This is a genomic window from Rathayibacter sp. AY1A3, from assembly GCF_002930975.1.
Lineage (GTDB): Bacteria > Actinomycetota > Actinomycetes > Actinomycetales > Microbacteriaceae > Rathayibacter.
Map to the genome: position 1 here is coordinate 85,751 of NZ_PSTO01000001.1, position 16,653 is coordinate 102,403.

The window sequence follows — 16,653 nt, forward strand, 5'->3', positions numbered from 1 at the left end:
TCAACGAGCGCGGTAGGCCTTACTCAGCCGTCACAGGAAGTACAAATGCACCTTTCGAGGGTAGAAGCACCAGCAGGCATCGCGCAAACCATCTCAGTGGGTCGTCCCGTTAGGGGATCGCTCGAAGAGAGCGTGCGACACGGGGTCGGGGTGCCGTTTCGGCATCGCGGGCATCGGCCACGTCGCGACCACGGGTGCATACCGAGTGCTGATCTTTGTTCTCGCAGGCCCTCGCCTTCCGGGTTCCTGTCCGGCGCGAGCGCCTGCTGGTCCTGCTCGCCGGCGGTGCGGTCGGTGCTGCGTGTCAGCGCATCGTCTGCGTGCCGATGACGCTGAGGAGCCGGAGCTTTTCGTGGCTCTCCGAGCCGGGTGCGGCCGTGTAGACGAGTAGGTAGTGCAGCTGCTCCGGATCCACGAGCGTCTGGCAGGACAGTTCCAACCGGCCGAGCTCGGGGTGCACGAACCGCTTGATGGCGTTCGGCCGGACGCCCACTTCGTGTGCCGTCCACAGCCCGCGGAACTCTGCGCTCTGCGACATCAGGAGCTGCACGTAGCGCGCCGCTCGGGAATCCGGGCCGCGTCGGGTCGCGACCTCGCGGAGACCTGAGACCCACAGGCGCCCCAGGAACGCATGGTCCTCCTCCGCGTAGAGGCGACGGCTGTCCGGGTCGGCGAACCAGCGGTACCCGATGCTGCGCTCGGGTCCGATGAAGTGGGAGGTGTCGCCCGTGAGCGCGACGCCGAGTGGCGTCTGCATCAACGTCTCGCCGAGCTCGGAGACCACCTCGGCGGGTGTGTCCTCGAGGCGATCGAGGATGCGCAGCAGCCCAGGGGCGACATGGTCGCTCGTACCTCCGCGGGCCGGCGGCTCGTACCCCGCGAGGCGGAGCAGATGATCCCGTTCGTCGAGCGTGAGGTGCAGCCCGTGCGCGATCGCCGCGAGCATCTGCTCGGACGGTTGCGGGCTGCTTCCGCGCTCGATGCGGGCGTAGTAGTCGGCCGACATGCTGGAGAGGGCCGCGACCTCCTCGCGGCGGAGTCCGCTCGTGCGGCGGCGGGCCGTGCGCGGCAGGCCGACGTCCTCCGGCTGGAGAGCCTCGCGGCGGCGGCGCAGGAACTCGGCGAGCCCCGCGGGATCCATCTGGCGCATGCGTCCTCCTGGTGTCGATCCATCCTCCCGGGTGCCCGTGATCTCAGCCAGGACCTGCCGATCCACGTCTGGACGCGCCGTGGATCCGCCTCGGCGGAACGGCCAGGCTCATCGCAGCCGACGCGGATCCGCCGCGTCACCACCGCCAGGAGGCCCCGCCATGGCTCGTCGTCCGATCGACATCCCCGTCCCCGACCTCACCGGTCGCCGCGCACTCGTCACCGGAGGAAGCGACGGCATCGGCCTGGCTCTCGCCACGCGGCTCGCCGGCAGGAATGCCGAGGTCCTGCTGCCGGTGCGAGACCGGCGGAAAGGCGAGGCCGCCGTCGCGCGCATCCGGGAGCGCCACCCGGCGGCTCGCGTGACGCTGCACGACCTCGATCTCGCGTCGCTCGACTCCGTGGGGTCTCTCGCGTCCCGCCTCGCGGAGACGGGTGCGCCCCTTCATCTGCTCGTCGCTAACGCCGGCGTGATGACGCCGCCCGCGCGTCGCACCACGGCCGACGGGTTCGAGCTGCAGCTGGGGACGAACCACCTGGGTCACTTCGCGCTCTTGGGGCGCCTGCTGCCACTGCTGCGGGCCGGAGCCGCGCGCGTCGTCTCGCAGGTGAGCGTCGCGGCCGGCCAGGGCGCGGTGAACTGGGACGACCTCCAGTGGGAGCGCCGCTACCACGCGATGCGGGCGTACAGCTCGTCGAAGATCGCGTTCGGCCTCTTCGGCCTCGAGCTGCAGCGCCGCAGCGCGGCGGGAGAATGGGGGATCACGAGCGATCTCGCCCATCCCGGCGTCGCGCCGACGAGCCTCCTCGCGGCGCGCACGGCGACGGGCCGCTCCCGTGACGGGCTCGACGTGCGAACGATCCGCTTCCTGTCCCGGATCGGCATCCTCGTGGGGACCGCCGAGACCGCGTCCCTGCCGGCGCTGCTGGCGGCGACCTCGACCGGAGGCGGCGGTCGCCTCATCGGCCCGAGCGGACCCGGGCACCTCGGCGGCGCGCCCGCGGAGCAGCGGCCCTTCTCCCGCGTGGCCGACGTCGACGACGCACGTCGCATGTGGGGACTGTCCGAGGAGCTGACGGGCGTGCGCTTCCCCGCGTGAACCGCGCCGGCGAGGTCGACGTGCCGGCGGGCTCACCGAGCGTGAGTGCGTCGTCGCTGCCGGTACAGCACGGCGTGTGCGAGAAGGCTGCCGATGGCAGCGCCGATGGTGTTCGTGATCCCGTCGCTCGTATCGCACGCGCGACCGATGGCCGGCACCACAGCCTGAATGAGCTCGATTCCCGCGGACATCGCGCTCGCTCCGAGACCCGCCACAACAGGTCGCCGCCAGCGCACTCCCGCAAGGAACGCGACTGGCACGAACAGCAGGACGTTCGCTATCGACTCCACAGCGGTCGGTGCGAGCGATCCGGGCACGACGTGCTTGACGAGCTTCGCTGACGAAGACACGTGGGATCAGAGTTGCGGGGCCGGCGAGTTCGACGGCACGATCGGCCGGAACACTTTCCATGTCGTTCCGGACGGCGGGGGCGCGGAAGAGACGTGGACGCTGCTCAGTGAGAACGTCTACCTCGACAGCGCTGGTACGCGGTGACGACGATCGAGGAGCTGCGACTGGCGCTCGTTCCCGTGTTCGAGGAGATGCTGCACGAGGATGAACGCTCGTCGCTTCGGCTGCACTTCGTGCGGCTCGCAGAGTGGCCGGACGGTTCCCCGCTGAGTCCTGCGGATCGGCTCGAGGACGGCAGCGTCGTCGTGCAGTGGGCTGTCCTCGAGGAGACGGGCTCATCGCGAGAGCTTCAGAGCGGCGTCGCCATGTCCGTCCTCGCTGTGGCCGTGCAGAGCGACCTTCAAGATTTCATCGCGGAGAGCTCGTTCGGGTGGGGACAGCTCAGGGGTGTCAAAACGCTCCTCTGAATAGCTGACGTCGGCCGGCTCCGCCGGCAGGGGAGTGGCAGGCAATCACACCGATGCCCCATCGATGCTTGGCCACCTCCTCAACCAAGCGCCATCGTCGTACAGTCTGGTCATGGGTGCAGTGGTTCGGCGTCGCGTTCGGTGGTGGTGGCTCGCGATCGCGTTTGTTGCTCTCGTCGCTGTAGTCCTTCTCGCCAGTGACCGTTCGGGTAGCTGTGCGGAGTATGCGAACTCCCCAGGCGTGTGCACCAGCGTCAATGAGGATCCTCGTACCTGGGTCCTCGTTGGGATCGGCAGTCTGATCGTCCTCGGCGCGCTGTACGGAGCGTTTCGGCGCCGGTAGTCGAGCCCCGGAAACCGAGCGCGGCCGTCCCGTACGGCGGTCGATCGCAGACGCATTCTGACGCAGCGGCTCCACCGCGGAGAGCGAGTTCGGCCGGGGACAGCTCTGGGTCCTGAATCGCTCCTGCGACCGGACGAGCCGCTTAGGCTGTCGCGCATGCGGGGGCGTGCAGTGATAGTGGTCGGGATCTGTGGGATCGGGTTGCTGATGCTCGGCTGCGCGCGTGCTGAGCCGCAGAGGCTGCCGGGACTGGGGTCGAGTGAGTCGGCTCCAGAAGGGGTGCTGTACCGTTCGATCTCTCGGGGCGGTATCGAGGGATTCGAGGCGAGTCGGGTTCGCTGGCTCGATGAGGGTGATGGTTTCGAGCTGACCCTGACGGGAAGTGGGAACTGCCCCGTCGTCCCCGCGACGATGGAAGTCCTGGCCCCGGATCGGCTGCTGATCGAGACGAAGCAGCAGGTCGATCCCGCCGGATGTCAGGAGGATGCCGCGCTGTGGAGCTTCGTGCTGGATGCGCCCGAAGGTCTCGACGGCGCCGCGCCGGTCCAGGTGGACTTCTCCGGCGGGCAGATCGCTTCTACCGAAGAGATGGCACCGCGACGGTGAGTCGGAGACTGCCTGGAACAGGTCATCCCGTATGGGGATCGTCCACCGGTCGTGGGAACCGAATTCGCGCCAGCAGGTCTTCGTAGGGCTCTACGTCTCCCAGGTGAACGTGATCGCCCCTGCGTTCTGCGCCGCAGTAGCGACGATGAGGACGATTCCGGCGGTGATCAGTGCAGTATCTTCTAGCCAGAGCCAGCCGCGCGCTCGAGGTCCCGAACGAAAGCGCCACCATCCCTGCGCCGCACAGCCGAGTGCCGCGACACCGACGTACACGACGCCTCCCCAGCGAGCGAACTCGGTCAAGTGAAAGCCGAGCAGGGCCCCGCCCCACACGATCACCATCACCACCCCGGCCAAACCGACCGAGAGCAGCCACAGAGCGAACGCAGCTAATCGGCGCCAGTCTTCGGGTGGTGACGGCGCTCGGCATCCGAAGCAATCGCGGCTCCCGTCCCTCCGCCCGCCCGCTCGAGCAGCGGGGGAGCACCCTCCGTTACCTGGTGAACGTTCACGTACAGGTTCCGCGCCGCACTTGTCCCGTCCCCTCCCGCCCGCCTACCGTGGTGCGTGAACGTTCACGCCGACGACGCCGCGAAAGGGTCACCCATGACCGACTCCACCCCGACCACTCCCGCACCCGGCTGGGCGGTGCTCGGCCCCGGCAGCATCGCGCGCCGGTTCCTCTCCCAGCTCCCGGCGAGCGACCGCGGCGCCCGGCTCGTCGCGGCGGGCAGCTCCGATCCGGGGCGCGCCGCGGCCTTCGCCGCCGAAGCCGTCGAGCACGGCTTCGCGGACGCGACCGCCGGCGACTACGCCGCGGTCCTCACCGACCCGCGGGTCACCGCGGTCTACATCTCCACCGTGCACACGGGTCACGCCGCGCTCGTCCTGCAGGCGCTCGAGGCCGGCAAGGCCGTGCTCTGCGAGAAGCCGCTCGCCGTCAACCACGGCACGGCGATGGCCCTGGTCGACGCCGCCCGCAGCGCGGGTCTGCCGCTGGTCGAGGCGTACATGTACCGCTTCCACCCGCAGACGGCCGCGCTGCTCGAACTCGTCCGCGACGGCGCGATCGGCGAGGTCGTGCACATCGACGCCTCCTTCTCCTTCCGCACCCCGTCCCGCGAGGGCCGCCTGTACGACGTCGCGACGGCCGGAGGAGGCGTCCTCGACGTCGGCGGGTACACCGTCACCGCCGCGGCGGCCGTGGTGCAGGCCGCGACCGGTGCCGCCGTCGCCGAGCCCGTCGAGTTCGACGCGAGGGGCAGCCTCGGCCCGACCGGTGTCGACGAGTGGAGCGTCGCCCGCGCGACCTACCGCGGCGGCATCACCGCGACCCTCCGCACCGGAGTGGCGCTCGACGACGTGAACGCCCTGACGATCCACGGCACACGGGGCCGGCTGCACGTGGCCGACCCGTGGTTCGGTGCGTCCGACGCGGGCATCGAGATCAGCGTCGTGGGGGAGGAGCCGCGCATCCTCACGTTCGAGGGGGAGAGCCCCTACGCGCTCGAGGCGGACGCGACGACCGATGCCCTGGCGGCCGGTTCGGTCGAGGCGCCGCAGATGACGCTCGAGGAGACGCTCGCGACGGCTCGCACGCTCGACCGCTGGCGCGCCGCGATCGGCCTGCGCTTCCCGTTCGAGGCCGAGACCGCGGACATCCCGACGGTGTCCGGGCGGCCGCTGCGCGCGGCATCGGACAGCCCGATGCTCTTCGGCGAGATCCCCGGCGTCGGAAAGCGGATGTCGCGGCTCGTGATGGGTGTCGACAATCAGCCGGATCTGGCGCACGCCTCGGCGATCTTCGACGCGTTCGTCGAGCAGGGCGGCACTGCCTTCGACACCGGCTACATCTACGGCGACGGCGAGATGGAGGGCCGCCTCGGCCGGTGGATCCGCAACCGCGGCATCCGCGAGGACGTCGTCGTGATCACCAAGGGCGCGCACACCCCCTACTGCGACCCGGAATCGCTCTCCCGGCAGCTGCTCGAGAGCCTCGAGCGGCAGGGCACCGACTACGCCGACATCTACCTGATGCACCGCGACAACCTCGAGGTGCCGGTGGGGGAGTTCGTCGACGTGATGGACGAGCACCAGCGCGCCGGGCGGATCCGCGCCTACGGCGTCTCGAACTGGACGCCGGCGCGCTTCGACGAGGCGCAGGAGTACGCCCGCACTCACGGGCGGGCCGGGTTCCAGGCGCTGAGCGACCACTTCGGCCTGGCCGAGGCGTACGACGTGCCGTGGGAGGGCTGCGTCCACGTCACCGACCGGGCGTCGAAGGAGTGGCTGGTCGAGCGGCAGATCCCGCTGCTGCCGTGGTCCTCGCAGGCCCGCGGCTTCTTCACCGGCCGCGCGCGCCCGGACGACACCAGCGACGCCGAGCTGGTGCGCTGCTACTACGGGCCGGACAACTTCGAGCGCCTGCGCCGGGCCGAGCAGCTGGCGGCCGAGCACGGCGTCGGAGCGACGGCGATCGCGCTGGCCTACGTGCTCGCGCAGCCGTTCCCCACCTTCCCGCTCTTCGGGCCGCGCACGATCACCGAGCTGCGCTCGTCGATGCGCGGCCTGTCGATCGAGCTGACTCCGGAGCAGACGGCATGGCTCGACCTCCGCGCCTGAGCGGTGCCGAGGCCGGCGGCCGCGCGACGATCCACGACGTCGCGGCCGCCGCCGGGGTCTCCCGACAGACCGTCACCCGCGCGATGAACGGCATGCCGGGCATCAGCGAGGAGACGAAGCGGCGGGTCCTCGACGCCGCGGAGCAGCTGTCCTACCGCCCGTCGCGGTTCGGCCGCGGCCTGGTCACCGGCGGCGAGCACCAGCTCGGGCTCGTCGTCGACGACCTGCGGAACCCGTGGTCGCCGGAGCTCGCCTCGGCCGTCGTGCGGGTTGCGGCGGCGCGGGGCTGGAACGTGTCGCTCGCGGACGTGGGCCTCGCCGCCGACTCCGACCGGATGATCCAGGCGCTGGGCGCGCAGACCGATGCGGTGATCGGCACCTTCGGCGATCGTGCCGCGGAGTGGATCGAGCGGCTCGGCTCCGTGCCCGTCGTCGAGCTCGACCCGACCGGCGACCCGCTGCGCGCCGCGGTGCTGCTCGACCACTCCGAGGCCGTCGAGGCGCTGGCCGAGCACCTGGTGGGAGCGGGCGTGCGGCGCCCGGTGGTCGTCGACGTCTCGCGGGACGCGCGGCCGAGCCGGCGAGCCGAGCTGCTGATCCGGGCCTTCGCCGCGCGCGGACTCGAGGCCTCCGTCGTCCGCGCCGAGGGCCCCACCGCCCAGGCGGCCGCGGACGCGACCGAGCGGATCATCGCCCGGCCGCGGGTCGCCGACGCGATCGTCGCGTTCAACGACCTCTGCGCGCTCGGCGTGCTCTCCGCCTGCCGTCGGGCGGGCGTCGACGTGCCCGGCGACGTCCGGGTGGTCGGGATCGACGGCCTCTCGATCGGGCGGCTGCTCGCACCGACGCTGACCACCCTCGCCGTCGACCTCGACGAGCTCGCGCGGCACGCCCTCGACCTCGCGGTCGCCATGATCGCCGGCGAGCTCCCCCCGGGCGGCCCGGACGTCCACCGCACCGTCCGTCACCAGCTGGTGCTCCGCGAGTCGGCCTGATCGCCCGCCGATCGCGCGGACGGACTCTCCCGCGTGCGCGGCGCGGATCTCCTCGCCAGCGGCTCGATACTCAGCCGGGCGATCCGGTCACCGGTCCGCGAGCTCGTCCAGCGCCGCGAGGATCTTCCTGCGGTCGCGGTGCAGCTTCCACCAGCTGACCGTGTGGCGAGCGGTGATCAGGCCGAGCTCCACCATGTCGGGGAGGCCCTCCTCTACTCGCCGCCCGCTCGCTCCCCGAACTCCACGAGCTTCGCGAACAGGTCCTCGATCAGCCAGCGGGTGTCGAACGCTTCGCAGACCCGGATCGTGTGCGGCCCGGAGTCGGGCAGGAGTTCGCCGTCCGCGGAGAACCGCGGCGCGCGGCGCTCCCGCCAGCGTCCGCCGGCGGGGTTCATCACGGCGCCGATCGCCGGGCTGTCGCCCAGCGACCGGAAGTCGAGCGGCCCGTACGGGATGGTGTCGTTGAACGCGATCAGCTGGTCCACCAGGTAGTCGCCGAGGGGGCTGGTTCCGCGCAGGCGCGTCCGCAGCTCGGCGTGCCCGACTCCGACTCCGGAGTACACGGGCATCGGGATCTGCCAGAGGGCGATGCCCGACTCGAGGACGCGGTTCGCGGCGTCGACGTCGTTGATGAGGTTGAACTCGGGGCTGTAGGCGGGGATCTCGTCGTAGGGCGGGCCGCCGACCCAGACGACCACGACGTCGCGGGAGGCGATCGACGGCTCGAGCAGCAGGGCGGCGGCGACGTCGGTCAGCGGCCCGAGCACGGCGATCCACAGTCGGCCGGCGTCGCGCAGCGCCTCGGCCTCGATCAGGCGGGCGCCGTCCGACGCCTCGGCGGGCAGGGCCGACTCGGCGCCGTCGACGACGGTCACCGTCGCTCCCGCCAACTCCACGATGCGGTCGATCTCGGCGCGCGACTCCGGCATGCTCCCCGGCCGGCCGAAGTGCGCCGCCACCAGACCGCGGACGTCGAGGGTGTCGGTCAGCAGCGCCTGGACGATCGCGAACTGGTCGTCGGCCTCGTTCGCGGCGTCGGTGCTGACGATCAGGCGGTGCGGGGAAGGCGGGGTCATGCGGACTCGCGCTGCACGAGGGTCGTCGCGAGGATCGGCTGCCGGTCGACCGGGCGGCCCTGCACGACGGCGACGACGGTCTCGGCGGCGACGCGGCCCATGTCCTCCAGGGGCTGCCGGATGGTCGTGAGGGTCGGATCCGAGGTGGTCGCGATGACGACGTCGTCGAAGCCGATGACGGAGACGTCGGCGGGGACGCGGCGGCCGGACGCCTGCAGCACGCGGATCGCGCCGTTGGCCATCAGGTCGGAGGAGGCGAAGACGCCGTCGAGGTCGGGGTGGCGCTGCAGGAGACGCGCCATCGCGGCGGAACCGCTCTCGAGGGTGAAGGCGCCGTGCACGATCGGGCTGGAGTCGAGACCGAGCTCGGTGAGCTCGTCGCGCCAGCCGCGGATGCGGTCGCGGGCGGGCTCCATGTCGTGCGGGCCGGCGATGATGCCCAGGCGCCGGCGGCCGGAGTCGGCGAGTGCGCGGGCGGCGAGGCGGCCGCCTCCGTAGTTGTCGGAGTCGATGACGATCGCGTCCTCGGGCAGGGCGACGCGCGGGCGGCCGACCCAGGCGATCGGCACGGGGGAGTCGGCCAGCGCCTGGGCGAGGTGGGTGATCTCGTGCTGGAGGATCACGATCGCGCCGTCGACGGCCCGCGAGCGGAGGAAGCGGGGGATGCGGTCGCTGTCGTCGTGGTCGGCGGGCAGCAGCACGGGCTGCACCTCGCCGGCGTACAGGCCCTTCGCGGCGCCCTTCAGCACCGAGGTGAAGAACGTCCCGGTGAGGCTGTCGAGCTCGTTGAAGGCGACGATCAGGGCGATGGCCCCGGCCCGCCCGCCGCGGAGCATCCGGGCGGCGCTGTTCGCCTCGTAGCCGAGGGACTTCGCGGCGCGCTCGACCGCGGCGGTCATCCGGACGTCGACATTGGTGCCGCCTGCGAGCACCCGGGCGGCGGTGGCGCGCGAGACGCCCGCGGCCTGGGCGACGTCCACCAGCGTGGGTCGAGTCATGCTGCTTCCTTCTGCGAGGGGAGGTTCCGGCTTCCGCGCCTCCCCGCGGAGCACGGTGGGGAGAGCGTCGAGGTGAAGACTCGCACGGGGCGGCGGGCGGCCGTCCGGAACTGCTCGATTTGCGAAACTTCCCTTTGATACTAGGCGGAGATCGTTATCTCGCGGAGACCGGTTCTCGCTTGCATCGTGCTCGTGGGCGGGTTAGGTTGGCCGCCAAGAGATCGTTCTCTGAGGCCCGCCCTCACCGAAACCCTGCGAATCCCCAACGAAGAGGAATTGTCGTGAAAAGAAGCCTGACGGCCGTAGCCGCCGCAGCAGCAGTAGTCGCGCTCACCCTGACCGGGTGCTCGTCCGGAGGGGGAGGAGGCGCCTCGGACGACCCGAACGCCGAAGCCACCTTCTGGTCCTTCACCGGCATCAACGCCAAGGACAGCGTCGACGAGTACCTCGCGAAGATGCCCGACGCGAAGATCAAGCTCTCCGAGGTCGGCAGCACGACCGAGACCGCCACCGCCCTCACCGCGGCCCTCGCCGGCGGCAAGGTGCCTGACCTGGTCATGATCCAGAACGACGACCTGCCCCAGTTCGTCGCCAACAGCTCGAACTTCCTCGACCTGCGCACCCTCGGCGGCGACGACGTCGCCTCGACCTACCTCCCGTGGGCCGCCTCCGCCGCGACCGCCGACGACGGCTCCGTCGTGGGCGTCCCGACCGACGTCGGCGGACTGGGCTTCGCCTACCGCGCCGACCTCTTCGAGCAGGCCGGCCTGCCGACCGAGCCCGACCAGGTCGCCGAGCTCTGGAAGGACTGGCCGTCCTTCATCGAGACCGGCAAGAAGTACACCGAGGCGACCGGCAAGCCGTTCGTCGACAACATCGAGACCAGCGTCTTCTTCTCGACCGTCAACCAGGTCTCGGAGAAGTACTACTCGCCCGACGGCGAGCTGGTCTACGACACCAACCCGCAGGTGAAGGACGCGTTCCAGGTCGCCGTGGACACCAAGGACGCCGGCATCAGCGCCGGCATCGCCGCCTGGTCCTCGGGCTGGGCCCCGGGCCGCGCGAACGGCGCCTTCGCCGTGACGATCGCCCCCTCGTGGATCCTCGCCGGCATCAAGACCGACGCCCCCGACACCGCCGGCAACTGGCGCGTCACCAGCGTCCCCGGGATCGGCGGCAACTGGGGCGGCAGCGTCATCGCCATCCCCGCCCGCGCCGAGCACCCCGAGGCCGCCTGGCAGTACATCAAGACGATGATGTCGGCCGAGGGCCAGACCGACCACTTCAAGGCCTCGGGCACGCTGCCCGCCGCCACCGAGGCGGTCGCCAGCGAAGAGGTCCAGTCGTACACCGACCCGTTCTTCGGCGACTCGAAGATCGGCGAGGTCATGGCGACCTCCGTCGAGCAGTTCCCGTCCTTCTACAACGGACCGGACACCACCCCGATCAACGGGGCGCTCCTCAACACCCTCGTCGAGCTGGAGGCCGGCAACGTGACCTCCGACAAGGCGTGGTCGACCGCACTCGACACGGCCAAGCAGGCCATCGGCGGCTGATCGCCCCACCCACCCGAGCGGCCCGGCGCCTCGCGCGCCGGGCCCCTCCCCCCTTTCTCGACGGAGGTACTCCCGTGTCAACGGTGACAGCAGCACCACCCCGCAAGCAGCGCAAGCAGCCCAGCGCGCCGGTCCAGAAGGCCGCGCGGATCCGCAACTCCCTCTCGGAGCGGATCGCCCCCTACGCGTACGTCGCGCCCTTCTTCATCATCTTCATCGTCTTCGGGCTCTTCCCGCTCCTGTTCACGTTCTACGTCTCGCTCTTCGACTGGAACCCGATCGGCGAGCAGACCTTCGTCGGCATCGCGAACTTCCAGCAGCTCTTCGCCGACTCCCGGTTCTGGAACGCGCTGGTCAACACCTTCGGCATCTTCATCATCTCGACGGTGCCCCAGCTGCTGTTCGCCCTCTTCCTCGCGCACCTGCTGAACCACGCCCGCCTCCGCTGGGCGAACTTCTTCCGCATGGCGCTGCTGGTGCCGTACATCACCTCCGTCGCGGCGACCGCGATCGTGTTCGCGCAGATCTTCGACAAGAACTTCGGCCTGATCAACTGGTTCCTCGGCATCTTCGGACTGCCGTCGATCAACTTCCTCGCCACGAACTACGGCTCCTGGATCGTCATCTCGACGATGGTCTTCTGGCGCTGGTTCGGCTACAACACGCTCCTCTACCTGGCGGGCCTGCAGTCGCTGCCCCGCGAGATGTTCGAGGCGGCCTCCGTCGACGGCGCGTCCAGCTGGCAGCAGTTCCGCCACCTCACGATCCCGGCGCTGCGCCCGATCATCGTCTTCACCGTGATCATGTCGACCATCGGCGGTCTGCAGATCTTCACGGAGGCGCTCCTGGTGGCTCCCGAATCGGGCCTCACCTGCGGCGCCGGCCGGCAGTGCCAGACGCTGGCGCTCTTCCTCTACGAGCAGGGCTTCGGCCAGTTCAAGTTCGGCTACGGATCCGCCATCGGCGTCGTGCTGTTCGTGATCGTGGTCCTCGTCTCCCTCCTCAACTTCTACCTCTCCACCCGCACCCGGAAGGAGGCCGTCTGATGTCGGATGTGATCGACCAGGCCGTCCCGCAGACGCTGGCCCCCACGGTCCAGAAGGCACAGCTGCCGAAGCGGCGCGGGAAGGGCGGCGGAGTCGGCTGGCCGACCTACGTCTTCCTCGTGATCGCGGTGCTCGTCTCGATCTTCCCGCTCTACTACATGTTCGTCGTCGCGTCGGTCGGAGCGACCGCCGTCACGTCGATCCCGCCGCGCCTGTACCCGGGCACGAACTTCATGGAGATCGCCGAGAAGGTGTTCGACACCGTCCCGTTCATCGCCTCGATGCTGAACAGCCTCATCGTGTCGCTGAGCATCGCCGTCATCTCGGCGATCCTCTGCGCGATGGCCGGCTTCGCCTTCGCGAAGCTGCAGTTCCCGGGCCGCAACGTGCTGTTCCTGATCGTGCTGCTGACCATGACGGTGCCGGCGCAGCTGAGCATCATCCCGCAGTACCTGATCGTTTCGGCGCTCGACTGGGTCGACACCCTCCAGGCGATCATCGTGCCGGGCCTGGCCAGCGCCTTCGGCATCTTCTGGATGCGGCAGCACATGTCCACGACGGTCAGCGACGAGCTGATCCAGGCGGCCCGCATCGACGGCGCCAACTCGTGGCAGCTGTTCTGGCGCATCGCCTTCCCGGTGGTCCGCCCCGCGGCGTTCGTCCTCGGGCTGATCACGTTCACCGCGGTCTGGAACGACTTCATGTGGCCGTTCATCGTCCTCAAGTCGCCGGAGCTGTTCACGGTGCAGATCGCGCTGAAGCAGCTGCAGGCCAACCGCTCGATCGACGTCGCCCTGGCGATGGGCGGATCGTTCATGGCCACCCTCCCGCTGCTGATCGCGTTCTTCTTCGTCGGCCGCCGGATGGTGTCCGGGATCATGGACGGGGCGTTCAAGGGCTGATGCACGACGCTTCCCCAGCACTGCCCGGGACGGACGCCGTGCGTCCTCCCGGGCGGGACTGGCGGGACCGCGCTCTGCCTCCGGCCGAGCGCGCCCGCCTCCTGACCCAGGAACTCACCCTCGAGGAGAAGGCGGCGCAGCTCGGCTCCGTCTGGCTCACCGACTCCGCCGACGACTTCGCTCCGAAGCTCGACGACGGGCCCGCCACGGGCGACGACCTCTTCACCGGCGGCCTCGGCCAGCTGACCCGCGTGTTCGGCACCGAGCCGGTCACCGTCCCCGAGGGCGTCCGCCGGCTCCGCGAGCTGCAGGAGCGCGTGGTCACCGGCAGCCGCCTCGGCATCCCGGCCATCGCGCACGAGGAGTGCCTCACCGGGCTGGCCGCGTACGGCGCGACCGCGTTCCCCACTCCGCTCGCCTGGGCGGCGACCTTCCATGAGGAGCTCGTGGGCGAGATGGCGGAGGCGATCGGCTCGGACATGCGCGCACTCGGCATCCACCAGGGCCTCGCCCCGGTCGTCGACGTCGTGAAGGACTACCGCTGGGGCCGCGTCGAGGAGACCCTCGGCGAGGACCCGTACCTGGTCTCGCAGCTCGGCGCCGCCTATGTGGCGGGGCTGGAGGGGACCGGCGTCGTCGCGACGCTGAAGCACTTCGCCGGGTACGCCGCCTCGCGCGGCGCCCGCAACCACGGCCCGGTCAGCATGGGGCCGCGCGAGCTCGCCGACACGGTGCTGCCTCCGTTCGAGGCCGCCCTGCGGCACGGCGGCGCCCGCAGCGTGATGACCTCGTACACCGACATCGACGGCGTGCCCAGCAGCGCCAGCCGGCACCTGCTGACGACGCTGCTCCGCGACCGCTGGGGCTTCGAGGGCACGGTCGTCGCCGACTACTGGGCGGTGCCGTTCCTCCAGGCCATGCACCACGTGGCGGTCGACGCGGCCGACGCGGGGCGCCTGGCGCTGCACGCCGGGGTCGACGTCGAGCTGCCGCAGACGGCGGCGTACGGCGAGCTGCCGCGCCTGATCCGCGAGGGCGTCGTCGACGAGGCCGACCTCGACCGCTCCGTGGCCAGGCACCTGCGCCACAAGTTCGAGGCGGGCCTGCTCGACGGCGGCCCGCTGGTGCCCGAGGGGGCCGAGGAGGTCGACCTCGACAGCGCCCGCAACCGCGCGATCTCGTCGCGGATCGCGGAGGAGTCGGTCGTGCTGCTGCGCGACGAGGACGTCGCGGGGCTGCTGTCCTCCGGCTCGCTCGCCGTCGTAGGACCGGCCGCGGACCAGTTCCGCAGCCTGGTCGGCTGCTACGCGTTCCCCAACCACGTGCTCTCCAAGCACCCCGGGCACGACCTCGGCCTGTCGATCCCGACGGTGCTGACGGCGCTGCAGGAGGAGTTCGGAGCGTCGCGCGTGCGCTTCGCGGAGGGCGGCTCTATCACCTCCGCGTCGACCGACGGCGTGCAGGAGGCGGTGGACCTCGTCCGCGGCTCCGATGCGGCGGTCGTCGTGGTCGGCGACATCGCCGGGCTCTTCGGCGACGGCACCTCGGGCGAGGGCTGCGACGCGGCCGACCTCCGCCTCCCCGGAGCGCAGGAGCCGCTGGTGACGGCCGTGCTCGAGACCGGCGTGCCCACCGTGGTGGTCGTCCTCTCGGGCCGGCCCTACGCGCTCGGGGCGTTCGGAGCGGCGCGCGGACTCGTGCAGGCGTTCTTCCCGGGAGCGGACGGGGCGGCCGCGGTCGCCGGCGTGCTCTCGGGCCGCGTGGCTCCGACCGGGCGGCTGCCCGTGCAGATCCCGCGGCTCCCGTCCGCGTCGACCACGTACCTGCAGCCGTCGCTCGGGCTCTCGAACCCCGGGATCACGGCGCTGGACGCGACTCCGCTCTACCCGTTCGGCTACGGGCTGACCCGCGGCGCGGTGACGTACACGGAGCTGGCGACGGCGGCGGAGCTGCCGGTCGGCGGATCGCTCGACGTGGCGGTATCGCTCCGGAACGACGGCGCCGACACGGTCGAGGTGGTGCAGCTCTACGCGGGCTACCCGACGTCTGCGGTGGTGCGGCCGGTCGCGCAGCTGATCGGCTTCGCGCGCGTGCCGATCGCGGCGGGCGAGACGCTGACGGTGCACTTCCACGTCGACGCGGCCCGGCTCGCGGTGACGGGGGAGGACGGCCGCCTCGCCGTGGACCCGGGGCCGCTGCGGCTGACGGCCGGCGCCTCGGCGGCGGACGCGGCGGTGACGGCGGAGGTGTCGATCACGGGGGAGCGGCGATTCCTCGCCGAGCGGGCGCTGCGGACCCCCTGGTCGGTGGCGCGAGGCTGAGCGGTCGGCGCCTCAGGGGGGAGGCGCCGGCCGCTCGCGGGGCGGGCCGGTGGTGCCGGCTCGAGTCCGCGGAAGTCGCGGTACTCGCGCGCGAGTCCTGCGACTTCTGCGGGGTCGGCGGCCGGGAGCGCGACGGCCGCGTAGCACCGGAGGCGCACAGCGCAAGGGGCCCGCGCGAGCCGGGGGCCCGGCCTAGCGTGGAAGGAGCGGCGCCGCCGGTGGCGGCCCGCGGAGAAGACCGATGCAGAGGAGAGTCATGCCGCCCTGACCGACACGTTCACGCTGTCCAACGGAGTCGCCATCCCGAAGATCGGGTTCGGCACCTGGCAGATCCCCGACGGCCCCGAGGCCTACGACGCGACGACCGCCGCGCTCGAGGCCGGCTACCGCCACATCGACACCGCCCGCGCCTACGGCAACGAGGCGAGTGTCGCCCGGGCCCTGCGCGACAGCGGCGTCCCGCGCGACGAGGTGTTCATCACCACCAAGCTCCCGGCCGAGGTGAAGGACTACGAGGGCGCGAAGGCGAGCTTCGAGACCACCATGGCGGCGCTCGAGCTCGACCACGTCGACCTGTACCTCATCCACGCCCCGTGGCCCTGGCAGGACATGGGCTCGGACCACCGCGAGGGCAACATCGCGGCGTGGAAGGCGATGGAGGAGATCCTCGAGGCCGGTCGCTCGCGCGCCATCGGCGTCTCGAACTTCCAGGTCGCCGATCTGGAGTCGCTGATCGCGGCGACCGACGTGGTGCCGCACGCCAACCAGATCCGCTGGTTCGTCGGCAACACCCAGGACGAGACGACCGCGTACTGCAAGGAGCACGGCATCCTCGTGGAGGGCTACTCGCCGCTCGCGACGGGCGGCCTGCTCGACAACTCCGACATCGGCGAGATCGCCGCGAAGTACGACAAGTCGGTGGCGCAGCTCTGCATCCGCTACCTGCTCGAGAAGGACGTGCTGCCGCTGCCGAAGTCGACGACGCCCTCGCGCATCGTCGAGAACGCCGACGTCGACTTCGAGATCTCGTCCGAGGACCTCGCGCACCTCGACTCGCTCGTCGACACGGAGTCCTGACCCGCGGGCGCCTGCTCCTGACGGTCCGGAGGCCGTCGCACTCG

At 71.1% G+C, this 16,653-nt stretch carries 15 protein-coding genes; 10 read left to right on the forward strand and 5 right to left on the reverse strand.

The genetic code is table 11. The features are described from left to right. Positions 1–304: 304 nt before the first annotated feature. On the reverse strand, positions 305–1,150 hold the full coding sequence (locus tag C5C10_RS00475) for a helix-turn-helix transcriptional regulator (RefSeq protein WP_104328225.1): 846 nt from the start codon (positions 1,148–1,150) through the stop codon (positions 305–307). Positions 1,151–1,310: 160 nt separating this feature from the next. On the opposite strand from C5C10_RS00475, the gene C5C10_RS00480 reads away from it, so the two are divergent. Further along, positions 1,311–2,249: an SDR family oxidoreductase gene (locus C5C10_RS00480; RefSeq protein ID WP_104328226.1), complete on the forward strand. Its 939-nt coding sequence runs from the start codon at positions 1,311–1,313 to the stop codon at positions 2,247–2,249. A 32-nt stretch (positions 2,250–2,281) separates the two neighbouring features. Here C5C10_RS00480 and C5C10_RS18400 read toward each other — a convergent pair whose 3' ends face one another. Beyond that, positions 2,282–2,599: a VanZ family protein gene (locus C5C10_RS18400; RefSeq protein WP_104328227.1), complete on the reverse strand. Its 318-nt coding sequence runs from the start codon at positions 2,597–2,599 to the stop codon at positions 2,282–2,284. Between the two features lie 141 nt (positions 2,600–2,740). Here C5C10_RS18400 and C5C10_RS00490 point away from each other — a divergent pair, with 141 nt between their 5' ends. Together C5C10_RS00490 and C5C10_RS00495 are read left to right on the forward strand one after the other, a co-directional pair. Next, positions 2,741–3,067, forward strand: a complete 327-nt coding sequence (locus tag C5C10_RS00490) for a hypothetical protein (protein ID WP_104328228.1) — start codon at positions 2,741–2,743, stop codon at positions 3,065–3,067. A gap of 544 nt (positions 3,068–3,611) precedes the next feature. Then, entirely contained in the window at positions 3,612–4,016 is a 405-nt protein-coding gene (locus C5C10_RS00495; RefSeq protein ID WP_146082077.1) for a hypothetical protein, read from the forward strand. Positions 4,017–4,106: 90 nt separating this feature from the next. Here C5C10_RS00495 and C5C10_RS17455 read toward each other — a convergent pair whose 3' ends face one another. Continuing rightward, positions 4,107–4,364: a hypothetical protein gene (locus tag C5C10_RS17455; protein WP_146082078.1), complete on the reverse strand. Its 258-nt coding sequence runs from the start codon at positions 4,362–4,364 to the stop codon at positions 4,107–4,109. A gap of 258 nt (positions 4,365–4,622) precedes the next feature. On the opposite strand from C5C10_RS17455, the gene C5C10_RS00500 reads away from it, so the two are divergent. Next, complete coding sequence (locus C5C10_RS00500; RefSeq protein WP_104328230.1) at positions 4,623–6,638, forward strand: aldo/keto reductase; 2,016 nt, start codon at positions 4,623–4,625, stop codon at positions 6,636–6,638. Beyond that, positions 6,617–7,633: a LacI family DNA-binding transcriptional regulator gene (locus tag C5C10_RS00505; RefSeq protein WP_104328231.1), complete on the forward strand. Its 1,017-nt coding sequence runs from the start codon at positions 6,617–6,619 to the stop codon at positions 7,631–7,633. The genes C5C10_RS00500 and C5C10_RS00505 overlap by 22 nt, the downstream gene beginning before the upstream one ends. Before the next feature lie 212 nt (positions 7,634–7,845). Here the strand turns inward: C5C10_RS00505 and C5C10_RS00510 are convergent, their stop codons facing one another. Both C5C10_RS00510 and C5C10_RS00515 read right to left on the reverse strand, forming a co-directional pair. Then, the gene (locus tag C5C10_RS00510) at positions 7,846–8,709 is read right to left on the reverse strand and encodes a nucleoside hydrolase (RefSeq protein ID WP_104328232.1); all 864 of its coding nucleotides are present in this window, start codon (positions 8,707–8,709) and stop codon (positions 7,846–7,848) included. After that, positions 8,706–9,707 (reverse strand): LacI family DNA-binding transcriptional regulator, encoded by a 1,002-nt coding sequence (locus C5C10_RS00515; protein WP_104224675.1) that lies wholly within the window; start codon positions 9,705–9,707, stop codon positions 8,706–8,708. The genes C5C10_RS00510 and C5C10_RS00515 overlap by 4 nt, the downstream gene beginning before the upstream one ends. Positions 9,708–9,988: 281 nt before the next feature. Here C5C10_RS00515 and C5C10_RS00520 point away from each other — a divergent pair, with 281 nt between their 5' ends. From C5C10_RS00520 to C5C10_RS00540, 5 genes are all read left to right on the forward strand, one after another. Then, positions 9,989–11,263, forward strand: a complete 1,275-nt coding sequence (locus tag C5C10_RS00520; RefSeq protein ID WP_104226495.1) for an extracellular solute-binding protein — start codon at positions 9,989–9,991, stop codon at positions 11,261–11,263. A gap of 83 nt (positions 11,264–11,346) precedes the next feature. After that, on the forward strand, positions 11,347–12,309 hold the full coding sequence (locus C5C10_RS00525) for a carbohydrate ABC transporter permease (RefSeq protein ID WP_104224677.1): 963 nt from the start codon (positions 11,347–11,349) through the stop codon (positions 12,307–12,309). Then, positions 12,309–13,211 carry a carbohydrate ABC transporter permease gene (locus C5C10_RS00530; RefSeq protein WP_104328233.1) on the forward strand — a complete coding sequence of 301 codons (903 nt, stop codon included), beginning with the start codon at positions 12,309–12,311 and terminating at the stop codon, positions 13,209–13,211. Before C5C10_RS00525 ends, C5C10_RS00530 begins: the two co-directional genes overlap by 1 nt. Beyond that, a complete protein-coding gene (locus C5C10_RS00535; protein ID WP_104328234.1) occupies positions 13,211–15,532 on the forward strand; it encodes a glycoside hydrolase family 3 N-terminal domain-containing protein in 2,322 nt (773 codons plus the stop codon). The genes C5C10_RS00530 and C5C10_RS00535 overlap by 1 nt, the downstream gene beginning before the upstream one ends. Positions 15,533–15,841: 309 nt before the next feature. Continuing rightward, entirely contained in the window at positions 15,842–16,609 is a 768-nt protein-coding gene (locus C5C10_RS00540) for an aldo/keto reductase (RefSeq protein WP_258060330.1), read from the forward strand. Positions 16,610–16,653: the final 44 nt, after the last annotated feature.